The sequence below is a fragment of the Halobacillus dabanensis genome (assembly GCF_900114165.1).
In the GTDB taxonomy this organism is placed as follows: domain Bacteria; phylum Bacillota; class Bacilli; order Bacillales; family Halobacillaceae; genus Halobacillus; species Halobacillus dabanensis.
Map to the genome: position 1 here is coordinate 167,097 of NZ_FOSB01000006.1, position 16,662 is coordinate 183,758.

A 16,662-nucleotide genomic window follows, 5' to 3' on the forward strand; every position below is an offset into this window, starting at 1 on the left:
CAACCTTTCCTCACAAAAAAAAGCTCCAGACTTTGATCTGGAGCTAATCCTTATTTAATGATGTTGTGGATGAGCGTCGGTTTTTCGACTTTCTCGTCGGAGATGGTGTACGCCTCTTTCACTTTATTTATAGAATCATTTGGCTCCTGGTCCTCACTGATTAAAACAACAAGCGGTTCGCCAGCTTTGACAGGATCCCCGATTTTCTTTTTCAAGCTAATCCCTACACCATGGTTGATTTCATCTTCTTTAGTCGCACGGCCTGCACCTAAGTACATGGCTGCAACGCCGATAGACTCTGCGTCTATAGCAGAAACGAAACCATCTTTTTCTGCTTTCACTTCTATTTCATAAGCAGCTTTCGGCAGCTTATCCAAATCATCGATCATCGACACATCGCCACCCTGGGATTCAATAAGGGTTCTTAGTGATTGGAACGCTTTGCCATTTTCGATATTGGCTTCAATCGCCTCATAAGCTTCCTCATAAGAAGCGAATTTCTCTGCAAGGACAGCCATGTGGGAAGCGATTTCAAGAGAAAGCAAACGTAAATCTTCTACATTCTTACCTTGCAGGATTTCTGCTGCTTCTCTTATTTCATTTGCATTTCCGACTTCATACCCAAGAGGCTGATTCATGTCACTGATGACTGCTACAGTATTTCTTCCAAGATTGTTGCCGATATTGACCATTTCCCGAGCAAGGGCTTCCGAATCTTCCAGTGTTTTCATAAACGCTCCAGAGCCAGTCTTAACATCTAAAACAATACTGTCCGCACCGGATGCGATTTTCTTACTCATGATAGAACCCGCAATCAATGGTAAAGAGTTGACCGTACCTGTAACATCACGGAGAGCATATAGTTTCTTGTCTGCAGGAGCTAAATTACCTGTTTGCCCTGCGACAGCCAATTTGTGTGTATTTACATTTTCAATGAATTTTTCTTTGGTCATTTCGATTTCAAGGCCTTTGACGGATTCCAGTTTATCCAGAGTTCCACCTGTATGGCCCAATCCACGACCAGACATTTTAGCTACTGGGATACCGACAGAAGCTACCAAAGGTCCGACGATAAATGTAACTTTATCTCCTACACCACCAGTGGAGTGTTTATCGACTTTCTTCCCTTCGATAGCTGAAAGGTCGATCGTCTCCCCTGAATCTACCATTGCTTGTGTCAGAGTTGCCGTTTCTTCTGCTGTCATCCCCTGGAAATAGATAGCCATTGTAAATGCTGACGCCTGGTAATCAGGAATGTCCCCTTTTGTATATCCCTCAACGAAAAATTCGATTTCCTCTTTTGTCAGTTCCCCGCCATCGCGTTTCTTGACGATAATGTCATACATTCTCATCTCTATCACCCTTTACTATTTTCTTTGTTAGGAAAAATGGTGTAAGCGCCCTGAACGGACGCTTACGTTATACCGATCGTTTATGCAGGCAAAGTTTTTAAAAGTTCTTTTACAAAACCTAAGAAGTCTTCACGCACTTGTGCCGTCGTTTCGATGACTTCATCATGAGTGAGCGGCTGGTCGAGGATTCCTGCTGCCATGTTGGAAATACAAGAGATTCCAAGCACTCGGATGCCAGCATGGTTCGCTACCATAACTTCAGGAACCGTAGACATGCCGACTGCGTCTCCTCCCATTGTGCGCAGCATACGGATCTCTGCACCTGTTTCATAAGCTGGACCCGTGTTACCCACGTAAACACCTTCCTGGACTTTCAGGCTCAAGCGGTCAGCTGATTGTTTCGCATGGTTGATCAGATCGCGATCGTAAGCTTCAGACATATCCGGGAAGCGTGGTCCGAGTTCTTCATCGTTCGGTCCGATTAATGGGCTGTCCCCCATGTTATTGATGTGATCGGTAATGATCATCAAATTCCCCGGTTGGAAGGCTTCATTAATTCCGCCTGCCGCGTTTGTGACAAATAATGTTTCGACACCCAGGGCCTTCATTACGCGCACAGGGAAAGTGACTTGTTTCATGTCATACCCTTCATAATAGTGAAAACGTCCCTGCATAGCGATGACCTGACGCCCTTCCAACTCTCCAACGACCAATTGTCCTTTATGACCGGAAACCGTAGACTCTGGAAAGTGCGGGATTTCTGTGTAAGCGATCGTTGTTGGATTTTCGATTTCATCGGCAAGAACCCCAAGGCCCGATCCGAGAATCAAACCAACGGTAGGTTCATTCTTCAATTTTCCCTGGATGAATTGTGATGCTTCTGTTACTTGTGTTTGGTACATAATATTTCTCCTCCCTACTGGATATCTTTTAAAAAGCTTTTGCCATGTTCAGGCATTTTGATTGAGAAGTTATCAGAGACGGTCGCGCCGATATCAGCGAATGTTTTCCGTTGATCAAGCTCTGATCCTTCATTGATGCTGTTATGATAAACAAGAAGCGGAACAAGTTCACGTGTATGATCTGTTCCATGATGGACCGGGTCATTTCCGTGATCAGCAGTGATGATCAACAAGTCGTCATCCTGCATTTTTTCCAACACTTCCGGGAGACGCTCGTCGTACTCTTCCAACGCTTCTCCATATCCTTGTGGATCACGGCGGTGACCGAATTTGGCATCAAAATCTACAAGGTTCAGGAAACTCATTCCTTTAAAGTCCTTGTCCATCGATCTGACTAATTGGTCCATCCCATCCATGTTATCTTTCGTACGAAGCGCTTCTGTAACGCCTTCTCCATCATAGATATCAGAGATTTTCCCAATGGCAACTACATCTAACCCTTCATCAGCCATCTCGTTCATAACGGTACGTCCAAAAGGTTTCAAGGCATAGTCATGACGATTGGATGTCCTTTCGAAAGCCCCGGGTTCACCGATAAACGGTCGAGCGATCACACGACCCACCATATACTTTTCATCTTTTGTGATTTCGCGGCAAAATTCACAGATTTCATAAAGCTCTTCTGGTGGAATGATATCCTCGTGAGCTGCAATCTGTAAGACAGAATCGGCAGAAGTATAGATGATCAAATCACCAGTCTTCATATGATGTTCTCCGAGTTCCGTCAGTATTTCTGTTCCGGAAGCTGGTTTGTTGCCTACAATCCCTCGACCTGTTTTCTCTTTGATTTGGTTCAACAAATCATCTGGAAAACCGACAGGGAATGTCCGGAAAGGCTGGTCGATATAGAGGCCCATGATTTCCCAGTGTCCTGTCATCGTATCTTTTCCGTTTGATGCTTCGACCATTGTCGTGTAATGAGCTTGCGGCTGATCCGCTTTTTCTATACCCTGGATCGGACTGATATTGCTTAATCCGAGCGCCGCCATATTCGGCATGTTCAAACCGTTCATATGCTCTGCGATATGGCCAAGCGTGTGAGCTCCTTCATCATCGAATTGTGCGGCGTCGGGTGCTTCACCGATACCTACAGAATCCATTACTACTAAAAATATTCTTTTAAATGATTTCATCTACGATCCCTCCTATTGATTAATTTCCCAAATTCGTGCAAAACTACCCTAACTTTTGAGTTGTAGGATGTCAGACAACTGAAATTATAAAAGGAGTTTATGCCCGTGGATGATACGAGCGATAAACATCTTTCAAACGTGTCTTAGAGACATGTGTATAAATTTGGGTTGTTGAAATGTCTGCATGACCAAGCATCTCCTGGACCGCTCTTAAATCTGCACCATTTTCAAGCAAGTGGGTAGCGAACGAATGTCTCAACGTGTGTGGTGTTAATTCTTTGTTGACACCCATATCACGAGCAACCGCTTTCAGTATCTTCCAAAAACCCTGCCGTGACAAACTGTTGCCATGGTGATTCACGAAAAGTTCTTCCGTCTTCTTTTGCTTCACCAAAGCTCCGCGACCAACTTCCAAATAGGTTTCCACCGCGTCTTTCGCCATATCACCTAATGGTATGATCCGCTCTTTAGAGCCTTTCCCGAGACAGCGCACAAACCCCATTGTCAAATGCAAATCCGAGACTTTTAATGAGACGAGCTCCGTCACTCGTAATCCCGTCGCATAAAGCATTTCGAACATCGCTTTATTTCTCGCTGATAATGGATCTTTTGCATGAATGTTCAAAAGCTTGTCCACATCATCAGAGGAAAGGACTTTCGGGAGCTTTCTCTCTTTCTTCGGTGTTTCTATATGTAAGCTCGGGTCCTGTTCTGTCACTTTTTCCCTGATGAGGAACTGGTGAAATAAACGGATGGAAGATAACAGCCGAGCAACCGTCGCTGCCGAGCGCCCCTGGTCATTAAGGTGATGCAAATACTTCATGATATGTGAACGAGTGATTTCGCCCCATTGATGAATCCCTTGTTCCTTTTGCATGAAACCCTCGTACTGTGTAAGATCACGTTTGTACGATTGGATGGTATTCCGGGATAAACCACGTTCAACAGTCAAATAATGAAAAAAGTCTTCCAGAGCATATTGCATCGTCCATCTACTCTCCTAGTTGGAAAAATATTGACAGCCGATCCGTCCACTCCTGTTCTACGGGCTGATAGACTTTGATAGCCGTTCCCTCGGGAGGATCGTATCGATGTTGCCTCTCATACTCTTCGTGCACCATCCGTAAAGCCATATAAAATACACAAGTACAAACGGTGAAGACAATGAGGACTTTGATCAAATCTCTTAAACTGTTCCGCAGACGAGTCATGCAGCTCCCCTCACTTCCGTACCTTTTTGTAAAGGATATGCCTAAAATCCCTACAAATATACGTAGAAGTATGGAAGAAAACATTGCAAATGACACGTTTTCCAAAGAGATATGCCCCATCTAGCTTTAACCTACACGATTTTGGTCCATTTGTAAATAAAAATACAAGAGTCAGAGATTTAAGAAAATGCAGAATCACTTACTTTAGCCATACGAATGTTTTTTTGGGAACCACTCTCTCCGTGGGAGTGCGGTGAGTCTCAGTTGCCGCCTTCCCCGCGGAAAGCGACTCATCCCCCTCCGTTCCTTACTCTTATTATATCAAGAAGCGAGTTTGCGTGTTCTAGTATTTTCCAGAAAATCAGTAAAATAAAAAGCCACTATGTATGTTCATAGCGGCTCGCTCATTAATTTTCATTAGATTTTGCGGATGATGCAGCAACTGCCTGCTTTTGGCACACACGACAAATGCCGTGGAAAGTCAGGCGGTGATCTTTTACTTCAAAGCCCCATTGACTTTCAACGATTTTTTCAACATCTCCTAAAAGATCGTCTTCAATTTCTTCCACTGATCCACATTCGATACAGACCAAGTGATGGTGAAAGTGTTCGGCACCTTCTTTTCTCAAGTCATAACGAGAGACGCCATCTCCAAAGTTGATTTTGTCTACTACTTTTAATTCGGAAAGTAATTCTAATGTTCGATAGACGGTTGCTAGACCAATTTCTGGTGCTTTCTCTTTTACGAGGAGGTAAACATCTTCCGCACTCAAGTGATCTGCTTCATTTTCCAATAGTACCCGGACAGTGGCTTCCCTTTGTGGCGTAAGCTTATAACTCTGGGAATGCAGCTGTTTTTTGATTTTCTCTATACGATGTTCCATATCGTTCGTCCCTCCCTCGTAATACCAACTTCATTATAATCAGAGACAGAACGAGTGTCAAATTATAATTATTTTAATCTGTTAACAATAATCATTCTTATTTAATTGCTTTTATTTATATATCCATTTCACTACATATTCGAGAAAAGTGTTACTAATAAACACTTCAATAATCGAAGAAACCATCAAAATGGCCAGGAGTGCACCGAATAGTGCACTGTATCTTACGAACGCCTTCAGGATGGGTTGGTGGACCCGGCGGATGAACAATTGCTTACCAAGGGTCAACGAGAAAATCAATGCGAGCGATCCAGCGAATAAATACACAGGGATGATGACCAAATTTTGAGGGGCGATGGATACGGATGAAATCAACAATCCATACCATCCCATTTGGTTCACTAGAAACCCGACCGAAAATCCGACAACAAGACCTTTGATAAATAGGAGCACGGTTATGATCGGCATACCGATAATGGAGATCCCTAACAGAAACAACAACGACATGTACTTGAGGTGGTAAAGCATACTATCTTTCACCAGTGTCGCTTTACCTGTCCCTTCCATCATGGTCTGTTGTTCAAAGAATTGCTTCAGGTAAAAGAAAAGATCCTGTTTCTGTACAAAATTCATACTATTGACGATAACCGCTCCGAAAACCATCCCCATAATGAAAAGAACAAAAATGAACACGAAAATATTCATGTGTGCTCGAACATCGCTTTGTACCATCGGCATACCCTGTTGCATCTACTTCTCCACCTTTCTCTTCACCGGTCTATGACCACTCTATGAGAGAAAAGGAAAAAGTAGACCACATTTCTATTTCACTCTTCCATATCTTCCTCCACCACCGGGCGATATTTCCATCGTTCCATTTCTAAGTGAGAGAATGTTTTCCACAATACTCGGGGAGACAACTTTCTCTAGTTCTTCCTGAGTTGCTTCATGTAATATATTCATTTCTGATGAAAATCTATCTATCAATTTTTCATACGTGCGCGGCCCTATCCCAGGAAGAGAGGATAAAGGTACTTGATAGACATAAGGAGGACGTTTTCTATTTTGTGTTCCTTCTTTCAATTCATCAATCCGGTCAGCAACCCCTTTGACGATTTTCCGTGAACCACAATGGGCACACGATGCTTCATCTGTTCTAGTCAAGCATTTCCCACAAACGGTGAGGTGGTATTTCCCCATCTTAGGGTTCATGCCGTAATTTACAAGGACCCTTCTTCCTTCTTGTTCATGAAGGGCCTGACGAAGTTCTTCGAAGGTCAGTTCTTCCATTTGGATTTTCTGATATTCCCGGGCGAGGTTGCCAAGGGAATGGGCATCCGAATTTGTCACATATGTATAGGGAGAGAGTTCCCCAACAGAGTTGGCCATATCGGTATCTGAACTCAACCCAAGCTCCACCGCGTCAATCAGTTCAGGGTCCAATACTTCCCGGAGAGTCTTTCTTACACCTTTTCCATACAAGCTCTTGAAAGGTGTAAACATATGAGCAGGAATGAACAGTCCGTCATGCTCTTTCACATACTGTTGTAATTCTCTTGCCGTTCCATAAAAACGCTGAGAACTCAAGCTCACATTCTTCATCTTTTCCGCCAACCATGCAGAAAAATGCTCCATATTCTCTAATGTCGGAAAATAACACAACAGATGTACAGGCCCGGAGCAGGAAGCATCATAAACTTCAATTTCCGATCCTAAAATCAAGACGGTATCTTCAAAACGGATGCCGCCTCCGGATAATTCTTCCGCTTTTCCTATACGAATCAAATGTTTGATTTCTTCTTGTACAGCTGGTGATTGGGCATCAATGACCCCTACCATATCCAGCCCTTTCCGTCGGCTCGCTTCTTTCACTATATTTGTCAGCGTCAAGTTCTTTGAACCAGTGATTTTAACAGGTTTTCCATTCCAATCCCGACCAACATGAATGTGAAGGTCAACAAAATAAGAGGACATCATAACGCATTTCTCAATTTCAAATATAGAATGGCATAAGCAGTTTTGGCATCATGAATACGTTCTTCTTTTTCCAAAGCTTCTGCCTCCTCGACTGTCAATTCAATGAGTTCCACAAATTCATCCTCATCGCCCTCTGGCTGATTTTCTAATGGACGGATTTTATCTGTAAAGTACAAATGAACAATTTCGTCAGCAAAGCCTGGGGAAGTGTAAAAGGAAGTGACAAATTCCAAATCGTCCGAAGTATACCCTGTTTCTTCTTCTAATTCACGTAGGGCGCATGGTTTAGGAGCTTCGTTCGGCTCAAGTTTCCCTGCTGGAATTTCTACGATACTTTTTTCCATCGGCTTACGATATTGCTCGACACAGACCATCTTCCCTTCTTCGGTGAGAGCGATGACAGCTACAGCTCCTGGATGTCTGATCAGCTCTCGTTTAGATGTCTGTCCATCGGGTAAAGTAACACTGTCGATATCTAGTTGGACGATTTTCCCTTTATAGATGGTTTCCGATTCGTAGGTTTTTTCTTCGAATTTTTTCAAAATACTCATCCTCTCAAGTTTTCTATCGTCATTCTACCATAAGACTGGCGTCGACTTTGAATAATCCGATACACTATTAATTAGAAAGGATGATTACATGAACAAACGTCAGTTAGGATCTTCAAATTTATACGTATCAGAAATCAGTCTCGGATGCATGTCCCTCGGTACAGATCATGATAAAGCACGGGACATCATTGATCGAGCTTTAGATGCAGGAATCAATTACTTAGACACCGCAGACCTTTATAATTTCGGTGAAAATGAAAAAATCGTCGGTGAAGCTGTCAAAGGCCGCCGTGATGATATTTTAATCGGTACGAAAGTAGGCAACAATTTCACACCAGGCCAGGAAGGTTGGACATGGGATCCTTCCAAAGCGCACATTAAGGAAGGAGTGAAAGACAGCCTCCACCGTCTAGGCATCGATTATATCGACCTTTATCAACTGCACGGGGGTACGATCGATGATCCGATCGATGAAAGTATCGAAGCATTCGAAGAGTTAAAAGGAGAAGGTTTGATCCGTGAATACGGCATCTCTTCCATTCGTCCGAATGTTATTAAAGAGTATGTGAAAAAATCAACTATTGTCAGCGTGATGATGCAATATAACGCACTGGATCGCAGGCCGGAAGAAGAAGTGTTGGAATTGCTCTCAGACAATGGCATCAGTGTCCTCGCCCGCGGTCCACTAGCTAAAGGGATGCTGTCCTCCGATGGTCCACAAAAAGCAAAAACAAAAGCGGAAGATGGTTTCCTGGATTATAGCCAGGAAGAAGTTTTATCCATCTCTAAGAAATGGCAGGATTATACGAATAATGAGCGGTCCGCGGAAGCTCTTGCGTTGCAATATGTTTTACACAACCCGACTGTCGCTACGGCAGTGTTCGGTGCAAGTTCTGTAAAACAGTTGGAGGATAATCTACGCTACCTTGAAGCAGAGCCGTTAAGTGAGCAGACTTTCAATGAATTACAGGCGTTGACTAAAGCTATTACCTATCAAAAGCATCGTTCTTGATCAATAAAAGGTGGCGGGAATCCCTTCCCGTCACCTTTTACTTTCCCCAGCACTAAACCTCCCTATTCTGTAAGACTCCGTTTCGAGACTTAAGGGTGGGTTTAGGGCTCCGGGAAAAGGCTCGAAATCGCCTCATAAAAAGCTAGATTTAATCTTATTATCCTGCTTCACATAACCTATCCTACCCCCATGTTAAAAGCCTTGCTATAGAGCGTTACATCATCCTCATAGAGAACAGGGAACGGATATCGATTAGCTTCCCAATCACCCTTTGATAGAAAGGTACTTAAAACTATTTTCATTTACAGGAAGGTTGCTGCCGATGGATTTTCTGTAATAGCAAGCTTAAAATACGATTTCGAGAAACTCATATAGGCAAGGGAAGGTGGGGGATGAGGAGCCTCCTGCGGGAAAGGATAGACTGGCGAGACCCCGCAGGGCTGCTTTAGCCCGAGGAGGCTTGCCGTCTTCCCCGCGGAAAGCGACTTATCCCCAACCGACCCTTAACTACCCCCCGCATCTCGAAATCGAGTCTTACATTATCTTGCTATATAGGGGAAGGTGTTTTTGGGAGGAGGTATTAGTCTTTCCATATTTCTGAAAGGACACGAAGCCAGTTTTTGCAGGCAAGTTTCTCAATGTCCTCGTCACTCCATCCTTCCTTTTTCAGCTGGTGGAACAGCTTTGGAACGCCTGTGACATCTTTAAGCATCGTTGGTACTCTTGTGCCGTCGAAGTCTGACCCCAATGCAACATGGTCGATACCAATTCGGTCGACAATGTAATGGATGTGCTCCGTAATATCCGTTATTTTCGCAGCTTCATTATTTTTACCATCCGATGTAACCATATTTGGATTAATGCTGTACGTCACTCCTATGAGACCATTGGACGCTCCAATAGCATCTATCTGTTTATCTGTCAGGTTGCGGGTCACGGGACAAATGGCATGAGCATTAGAGTGGGTGGCAACAAGCGGGTGATCACTAATTTCAGCCACATCCCAAAACCCTTTTTCATTCAAGTGGGAGAGATCTATCATGATTCCCAGTTTGTTACATTCCTTCACAAGTCTTTTACCATTTTCTGTAAGACCTGGTCCGGTATCCGGCGAGGAGGGAAAGCGATAGGGGACTCCTTCTCCGAATGTGTTCGCACGACTCCATACTGGTCCCAAAGAGCGGAGGCCTGCCTCATAATAAACAGAAAGGGCGTCCAGGTTTTCATCGATCCCCTCTGCCCCTTCCATATGTAAGATTCCGGCCATCACATCGTCGTCTTGAATACTTCTTTCAAGATCTTTTATCGTCTTCGCCACCAGGAACCGACCATCAGATTCTTTTTCTAATTGAAAGAAACGGGCCATAACTTTGTTTGTATAGCGATAGGCATAAGAAAAATCAAGAGGACGGGGCAGCGGCTTTTCATACCCTTTTTTCGTTGAATAAGCGACAGGAAGTGGATCAGAATCCGGGTTCGGACAAAATACAGCAAAGAAACCAGCTGCAAATCCTGCCTTTTTCCCTCGCGGCCAATCAATATGACCTTCGTTCGTTCCTTTGAAAAAAGACCCGACCCCTTTTTCACACTTCATCAATGTATCGTTATGACCGTCTATAAATTTGTGTTTCACTCTAATTCCTCCTTCCACCCCTATCGATTGCAGAGGATATTGGATAATGATAGAACTACAAGCCGGAATTACTATATAAAACTTGATTCCCTCGAGGGCGATTAGGTATCCAACCTTACCTGAAGACATCATGGACATTACAATCCTTGTTATGATTCATATGCTCCCGAATACACCTCTAAGACTGCAGCTACATAGGAGCAGTGGATTTTCCCGCTACAGAGGAATTTTCCCTTATAAAAACGTCCCCAGGTTGAAGACATACTCTCCGCCCCTTCGTGGAATACGGAAAGAAAATCCCGCTACTATAGAAAAAGAAAAGAGCTTGGCAAGATGCCAGGCTCTTTTTCAGTTTTATAAAGCAGCCTTATTATTCCAGGCTCTCAATTTGGATCGTATCTGTCCACGATGGCTTATCTCGTCTTCCATCACATGAAACCAAAGGTAATAAGGATTATAACTGACGCCATTCGGCCATTCACGATTTTCATATAACCAGGCATCGTCTTTTTCTTTCAGCAGCTCGAGTGTCTGGTCCCGTATGGCTTCCATTACATCTAAATATTCATCGATCGATAAGGAATGGTATTTTTGTTGCGCTTTCTCCCCCAGTTCTAAGGCGGGGCCCCATTCCTCCATTTCTTCCTCTGTCAAATCCCTGTGTTCAAAGCTTATCACTTGATGAACATATTCAATCGCTGCGATATGGGAGAGAAGCATACCGATGGAATTGCCACCGGATTCACACTCATCAAGTTCTTCCTGTGTGAGCTCAGCCACTTCTGTAATGGTTACCGCCCTGGAATGCTCAAGCATACACACGAGTTCACCGATCTTGTCTGTAAAACCTTTTTCTGATTGAACTTGATAAGAAATCATCATAACTTCCTCCTTTTCTTTTTTACAATATTTCAGGTTTTGAGAGGAAATCCTCCAAGTTTTCCATCACTCCTTTAACATATTCGACAATAATCAGCCATTCCCTGCTGCCAAAACCCATTGCCATCGAATTTTGTAGATATTTTTGTTGTTTAAATTTGATGAAATGACGGTATATGCTAAGTATTAACAAAGCGGCCGTGAATGTTCGCCAAAAGCTGGTAAGTCCCATTATTAATAAGGAGGAAAAAATACGATGAAAATAAAAGTGGGCATTTGGAACAAGCTGACAAATCAGGACAAGAGAATTCTATTAAAAGCTGTAAGTCAACATTCTCTCACAAAAAAATCAGCATAAGTATGCAACAACTCCTATAAGACTTTCTTCATTCGAACTCTATACTTACCCGTAACCACCGCAGCAGTCCCCCCATATTCTTCTGACAAAACCTGCATTCGCAGGTTTTTTGTCGTTCCATATAAAATGAAATATCTGTAAAGATTCCCCCTCTTTCCTTCACCATCCGCATAAACCTTTTTTCTATAGAATAGATAAATAGCGAAGGTTCTGCCCTACTTTGCAAAGGAAAAGAGGTATAGGTATGAAGGTGGCGATTTTTACGGATACGTATGAACCCCAAGTCAACGGAGTCGCAAAGACGTTGAAACGCTGGACGGATTTTCTGGAAAAACAAGATGTGACTTACCGGCTATTCGCCCCTGACACCAGTGACCAACAAGACTACTCGGAAAGCATCCGCCGTTTTTTCAGTCTGCCTTTCTGGTTATATCCTGAATGCCGACTCGCTTTATTCAAGGTATCAGAAATTAAAAATGAATTAGAAGCATTTCAGCCAGACCTCATCCATATCGTCACCCCTTTCACTATCGGACTGGCAGGACTTTACTACGGGAAAAAGATGAACATACCGATCGTAGGTTCTTATCATACGCACTTCGATCAATACTTAGACTATTACAAACTTTCCTTTCTTTCCCCCTTCTTCTGGAAGTATATGCGCTGGTTTCATCAATCCTTCAGGAAAACTTTTGTCCCCTCCATCCAAACGAAAAAAGAACTGGAACAACAGGGGTTCCCTAACATCGCTTTATGGAAGCGAGGGGTAGATAGTGAGCAGTTCCAGCCAGTAGTAACAAATTCTATGAAGAACGATATATTCCCTTTTTCGGCTCCTTATCTATTAACCTATGTAGGAAGACTTGCGCCTGAAAAAGGGTTGGATATCCTTATGGAAGTCAGCAGGCGGATTCCTCCTCACCTCAATGAACATATACACTGGCTCCTTGTCGGGAATGGGCCTATGTACGGACAGCTAAGAAAACAAGCGCCAGCTAATATGACTTTTACCGGATACATAAGCGGAACCGTACTTTCTCAAATTTATGCCCGGTCCACCTTATTCATTTTCCCATCAAAAACCGAAACATTTGGAAATGTCGTCCTGGAAGCCCTCGCTAGTGGAACTCCCGCTATCGTATCGAAAGCTGGCGGTGTACAGGAAATCGTAGACAACGAAAAAACCGGGATCCTTTGTGAACCTGACCATCCACAAGCTTTCTCTGAAGCGGTCATTCACCTTCTTTCTAACCCTGTCAAGTTAACCAATATGAGCAAAAACGCTAGACAAGAGGCCCTCGGCCGTTCCTGGGAGGAAGTGTTCAAAAAGCTTCTATTAGACTATGAATCAGTTCTTGGGAACGAAACAATCACTACCAATCAATAGACCCTCTTTTTCCATTATTTTGAATGGGTGCTCATTGTTACGCTTTACGATTTCCATATTTTTGGTATGGTAAATGTACTATTCATGTAAAGGAGTCTTTCTTTGATATCACCTAGTTTACGTCTATTACTACTCAACATATTTTTCATCGCTTTATCCGCCTTCTCTCTTTATGCCAACTTCCATTATCTTTGGAGGGTAACACCTCCCATTTATATATTTTTACTTTTAAGTATCGCGTTATTAGTAAGGAGTATAAAAAATACTTCTACGGCAAAAGGTCGCAGTACCAGAATAATGACATGGTTTTCGATTACACTTTCGGCATTGCTGACGACTGCACTCATTCTTGGCAGCCTACTTACCATCTCCCTGTCTTCTTTGGGTGCTAAAGAAAAATTGAAAACAGTAAAGTCACCAGACGGAGCGTATGTCATAGATTTTTATCGCTTTGATGCTGGTGCAGCAGGTACTTTTGGAATTATCGGGGAATTAAACGGGCCACTCTGGTCAAAAAAGAAACTTTATTATCAGCAGCGTACGGAAGAAGTAAATGTAGAGTGGCAAGGCGAAGAAGTGGTCATTATTAATAACAAGGAATTGAACCTGAAAAAGGGAGAAGTGTACGGATATGATTAGTAAGAGGAGGTGAGGCCAGGAGCAAGCTCTCTATTACGGTTCAATATGGGAGGGTTACTGATTTACACTATATCCCATTTAAAGGAATGCGTGTTATACACGCTTAATTCCCGCTAAATTCATAATCTTATTCAATAAAAATTTAATTTTCGGTTTATATCGTAAGAGCTGATTTTCAGTAAAAATAAAATCTCCTTGCATTAACCTCCTAATTCTGGAACACACTATCTACTGATGTCGATGTTTTAGGGGGATGTTTATGAATTACGAGGAATATTGGGACCGGATAAACGACAAAAGCGAAGAGTTGAATTCAATCATCTCTTCTTATTGGAATACTTATTCCAACATGGGAACATGGCAATTTTGGATTGTCGTTTCTTTTTTGGTACTTCCCCTGATCCTGCTTTACTTTACAGTAGATAGAAAAAGAATGTTTGAGTTGTTTTTCTTTGGATACACCGTTCATATGCTCTGGACTTATATTGATCTTGCACTGGAAAGGTATGGGTATTTTATTCACACCTATTTTCTCACACCAGTATTACCGATGGCCCTAAGTATGACGTCTTCTGCTCTCCCCGTCGGTTTTCTACTTGTTTATCAATATTGTACTAATAAAAAGAAGAACTTCTATTTGTACACTCTATTATTAAGCGCAATGTTTGCTTTTGGCTTCGCAAGCATAGAAATCAAATGGGGCCTGTCAGAATTCAATAAAGACATGAATCAAACATACCTTTTCCTCATCGATGCGGGCATAGCATTTATTGCTTATTGGTTTACAAAATTAATTAGAAGAGCCGTAAATAAGGCAAAACAGCACGCTAAGTAAGTATTGCTTTCGTGCAACAAGGCACTTAATAAGAACACTTGGATTTTCAAAGTATTTGTCCTTTATTATCGTATTTTGAGACCTGAAGAACTGAATTTGTGACAGTTATTTGAACTTTCTTACTAGAATATCCCTCGCTTATCCAAATTAGTTATAATACTCATACAAAATCGATTTAGGAGGATAGTTATGAGTAACCGTGATATCTTAAAAAAGCAAATTGAAGAAAAAAGAGAAATGATGTATCATGCCTATCTAAATGGATCTAATTACAATAATGTTGTGAAAATATCTCAAGAACTTGATGCTTTGCTTAATAGATTAAACCGCGTTATTCTTTAATGACTCTAATAAGGCTATCACTGTAAGTATTGATTCTGTGCTAGCTAAGACGATAAATGATCTCCTCATGATTTACCAACGTTCCAACTGTAAATAACGGGGAACTATCTTTTTATATAAACAAACATTATTGAGAAACCAGGTTGTTAATCAAAAGGGTGATGGAGTTATTCTCCATCACCCTTTTGACTGTCATCCAGGTTTAGTTAAAATTTATTGATCCTTCTCTTTTCATTGCCTCTACTTCGTTTTCGTATGAATAATTCCTATATCAAGCTTGGAAGCTGCCTCTGCCGCTTTTTCGCACGCAGCCGTTACACTTTCTCCTTTGCTCAATACCACACCCATGCGACGGCCTACTTTAGTAGAAGGCTTTCCGAATAAACGCATTTGCGTGTGAGGTACAGCCAACGCTTCTTCCATGCCGGAAATTTGGTAGTCCTTGCTTTCTTCTGCTGCCTTGATTGCATGACTGGCTCCCGGGGAAATGAGTGAGATTTCCTCTATTGGAAATCCTAAAACCGCCCGGACATGAAGCGCAAATTCCGATAGTTCCTGGGTCACTAAGGTAACCATCCCTGTATCATGAGGTCGTGGAGAAACTTCACTGAAGTATACCCCATTTTCCGTAACAAACAGTTCTACACCAAAGAGCCCGTAACCCCCAATTTCATCGGTTACTTTTTTTGCCAGGTTTTCGGCTTCCGATATGTGTTCCATTGTCATGTCATGTGGCTGCCACGATTGAATATAATCCCCATCCTGCTGAAGGTGGCCGATGGGCGGACAGAAGAATGTTTCGTTACTAGAGCGAACCGTTAACAGTGTAATCTCCGAATCAAAATGAATGAATTCCTCCACAATCACCCGGGTGCTCTTCCCCCGTCCACTATCAAGGGATTCTTGCCAGGAAGTCTCGATATCCGCTTCTGTCCGGCATAGACTTTGCCCCTTTCCGGAAGAACTCATAATCGGTTTGATTACACACGGCGTACCAATCTTGCCGACCGCTTCTTTTAATTCCTCTAAGGAGTCGGCAAATTCGTATTTCGCTGTCGGAAGTTTCAGTTTTTCACTTGCCAGCCGTCGAATACCTTCGCGATCCATCGTCAATTTAGTAGCGTAGGCGGTTGGTATGACATTGTATCCTTCCTGCTCCAACTTCAGGAGTGTTTCCGTAGCGATCGCTTCTATCTCCGGTACGATAAAATCCGGCTTTTCCTGTTCGATCACTGTACGCAGCTCATCTCCATCCAACATATCCACTACATGAGAGCGGTGAGCTACCTGCATGGCAGGCGCACCTTTATATCGATCGACGGCAATGGTCTCTATCCCCAACCGCTGAGCCTCGATTATAACTTCCTTCCCCAACTCTCCTGACCCTAATAGCATCATTTTTTTCGAAAAAATCCCGTTCGGTGCTCCACACATATGACAATCCCCCTGAATGTTTCTGTTTAAAGCTATTCTATCGTTTCCTCCAGGGATAAATCAAACATTTTTA

Annotated in this window: 17 protein-coding genes; 5 read left to right on the top strand and 12 right to left on the bottom strand. The window is 42.7% G+C overall.

Annotated features, from left to right (window positions below):
- Positions 1-50: 50 nt before the first annotated feature.
- The 9 genes from BMZ58_RS11955 to BMZ58_RS11995 form a co-directional block, all read right to left on the bottom strand.
- Positions 51-1,352 (bottom strand): pyrimidine-nucleoside phosphorylase, encoded by a 1,302-nt coding sequence (locus tag BMZ58_RS11955; protein WP_075036788.1) that lies wholly within the window; start codon positions 1,350-1,352, stop codon positions 51-53.
- Positions 1,353-1,432: 80 nt separating this feature from the next.
- Positions 1,433-2,254, bottom strand: coding sequence for a purine-nucleoside phosphorylase (locus tag BMZ58_RS11960; protein ID WP_075036789.1), 822 nt, complete (start codon positions 2,252-2,254; stop codon positions 1,433-1,435).
- A 14-nt stretch (positions 2,255-2,268) separates the two neighbouring features.
- Complete coding sequence (gene deoB, locus BMZ58_RS11965; RefSeq protein WP_075036790.1) at positions 2,269-3,447, bottom strand: phosphopentomutase; 1,179 nt, start codon at positions 3,445-3,447, stop codon at positions 2,269-2,271.
- A gap of 97 nt (positions 3,448-3,544) precedes the next feature.
- On the bottom strand, positions 3,545-4,432 hold the full coding sequence (xerD, locus tag BMZ58_RS11970) for a site-specific tyrosine recombinase XerD (RefSeq protein WP_075036791.1): 888 nt from the start codon (positions 4,430-4,432) through the stop codon (positions 3,545-3,547).
- A gap of 7 nt (positions 4,433-4,439) precedes the next feature.
- Complete coding sequence (locus BMZ58_RS11975; RefSeq protein ID WP_075036792.1) at positions 4,440-4,658, bottom strand: YqzK family protein; 219 nt, start codon at positions 4,656-4,658, stop codon at positions 4,440-4,442.
- Positions 4,659-5,065: 407 nt separating this feature from the next.
- A complete protein-coding gene (gene fur / locus BMZ58_RS11980; protein WP_075036793.1) occupies positions 5,066-5,542 on the bottom strand; it encodes a ferric iron uptake transcriptional regulator in 477 nt (158 codons plus the stop codon).
- 111 nt (positions 5,543-5,653) lie between these two features.
- Complete coding sequence (gene spoIIM, locus BMZ58_RS11985; RefSeq protein ID WP_075036794.1) at positions 5,654-6,292, bottom strand: stage II sporulation protein M; 639 nt, start codon at positions 6,290-6,292, stop codon at positions 5,654-5,656.
- 72 nt (positions 6,293-6,364) lie between these two features.
- Positions 6,365-7,519 (bottom strand): endonuclease Q family protein, encoded by a 1,155-nt coding sequence (locus BMZ58_RS11990; RefSeq protein WP_075036795.1) that lies wholly within the window; start codon positions 7,517-7,519, stop codon positions 6,365-6,367.
- On the bottom strand, positions 7,516-8,061 hold the full coding sequence (locus BMZ58_RS11995; protein WP_075036796.1) for an NUDIX hydrolase: 546 nt from the start codon (positions 8,059-8,061) through the stop codon (positions 7,516-7,518). Before BMZ58_RS11995 ends, BMZ58_RS11990 begins: the two co-directional genes overlap by 4 nt.
- A 97-nt stretch (positions 8,062-8,158) precedes the next feature.
- Here BMZ58_RS11995 and BMZ58_RS12000 point away from each other — a divergent pair, with 97 nt between their 5' ends.
- On the top strand, positions 8,159-9,082 hold the full coding sequence (locus BMZ58_RS12000) for an aldo/keto reductase (RefSeq protein ID WP_075036797.1): 924 nt from the start codon (positions 8,159-8,161) through the stop codon (positions 9,080-9,082).
- Between the two features lie 580 nt (positions 9,083-9,662).
- Here the strand turns inward: BMZ58_RS12000 and BMZ58_RS12005 are convergent.
- The gene (locus BMZ58_RS12005) at positions 9,663-10,715 is read right to left on the bottom strand and encodes a dipeptidase (protein WP_075036798.1); all 1,053 of its coding nucleotides are present in this window, start codon (positions 10,713-10,715) and stop codon (positions 9,663-9,665) included.
- A gap of 354 nt (positions 10,716-11,069) precedes the next feature.
- A complete protein-coding gene (locus tag BMZ58_RS12010; RefSeq protein ID WP_075036799.1) occupies positions 11,070-11,594 on the bottom strand; it encodes a DinB family protein in 525 nt (174 codons plus the stop codon).
- 602 nt (positions 11,595-12,196) lie between these two features.
- Here BMZ58_RS12010 and BMZ58_RS12015 point away from each other — a divergent pair.
- From BMZ58_RS12015 to BMZ58_RS12030, 4 genes are all read left to right on the top strand, one after another.
- Positions 12,197-13,339, top strand: coding sequence for a glycosyltransferase family 4 protein (locus BMZ58_RS12015; RefSeq protein WP_075036800.1), 1,143 nt, complete (start codon positions 12,197-12,199; stop codon positions 13,337-13,339).
- Positions 13,340-13,636: 297 nt separating this feature from the next.
- Complete coding sequence (locus BMZ58_RS21145; protein WP_167360071.1) at positions 13,637-13,978, top strand: DUF5412 family protein; 342 nt, start codon at positions 13,637-13,639, stop codon at positions 13,976-13,978.
- 259 nt (positions 13,979-14,237) lie between these two features.
- Positions 14,238-14,813, top strand: coding sequence for a hypothetical protein (locus tag BMZ58_RS12025; protein ID WP_075036802.1), 576 nt, complete (start codon positions 14,238-14,240; stop codon positions 14,811-14,813).
- Positions 14,814-15,002: 189 nt separating this feature from the next.
- Positions 15,003-15,155: an aspartyl-phosphate phosphatase Spo0E family protein gene (locus BMZ58_RS12030; RefSeq protein ID WP_075036803.1), complete on the top strand. Its 153-nt coding sequence runs from the start codon at positions 15,003-15,005 to the stop codon at positions 15,153-15,155.
- A gap of 240 nt (positions 15,156-15,395) precedes the next feature.
- On the opposite strand, the gene purT is transcribed toward BMZ58_RS12030, so the two are convergent.
- Complete coding sequence (gene purT / locus BMZ58_RS12035) at positions 15,396-16,589, bottom strand: formate-dependent phosphoribosylglycinamide formyltransferase (protein WP_075036804.1); 1,194 nt, start codon at positions 16,587-16,589, stop codon at positions 15,396-15,398.
- Positions 16,590-16,662 lie beyond the last annotated feature (73 nt).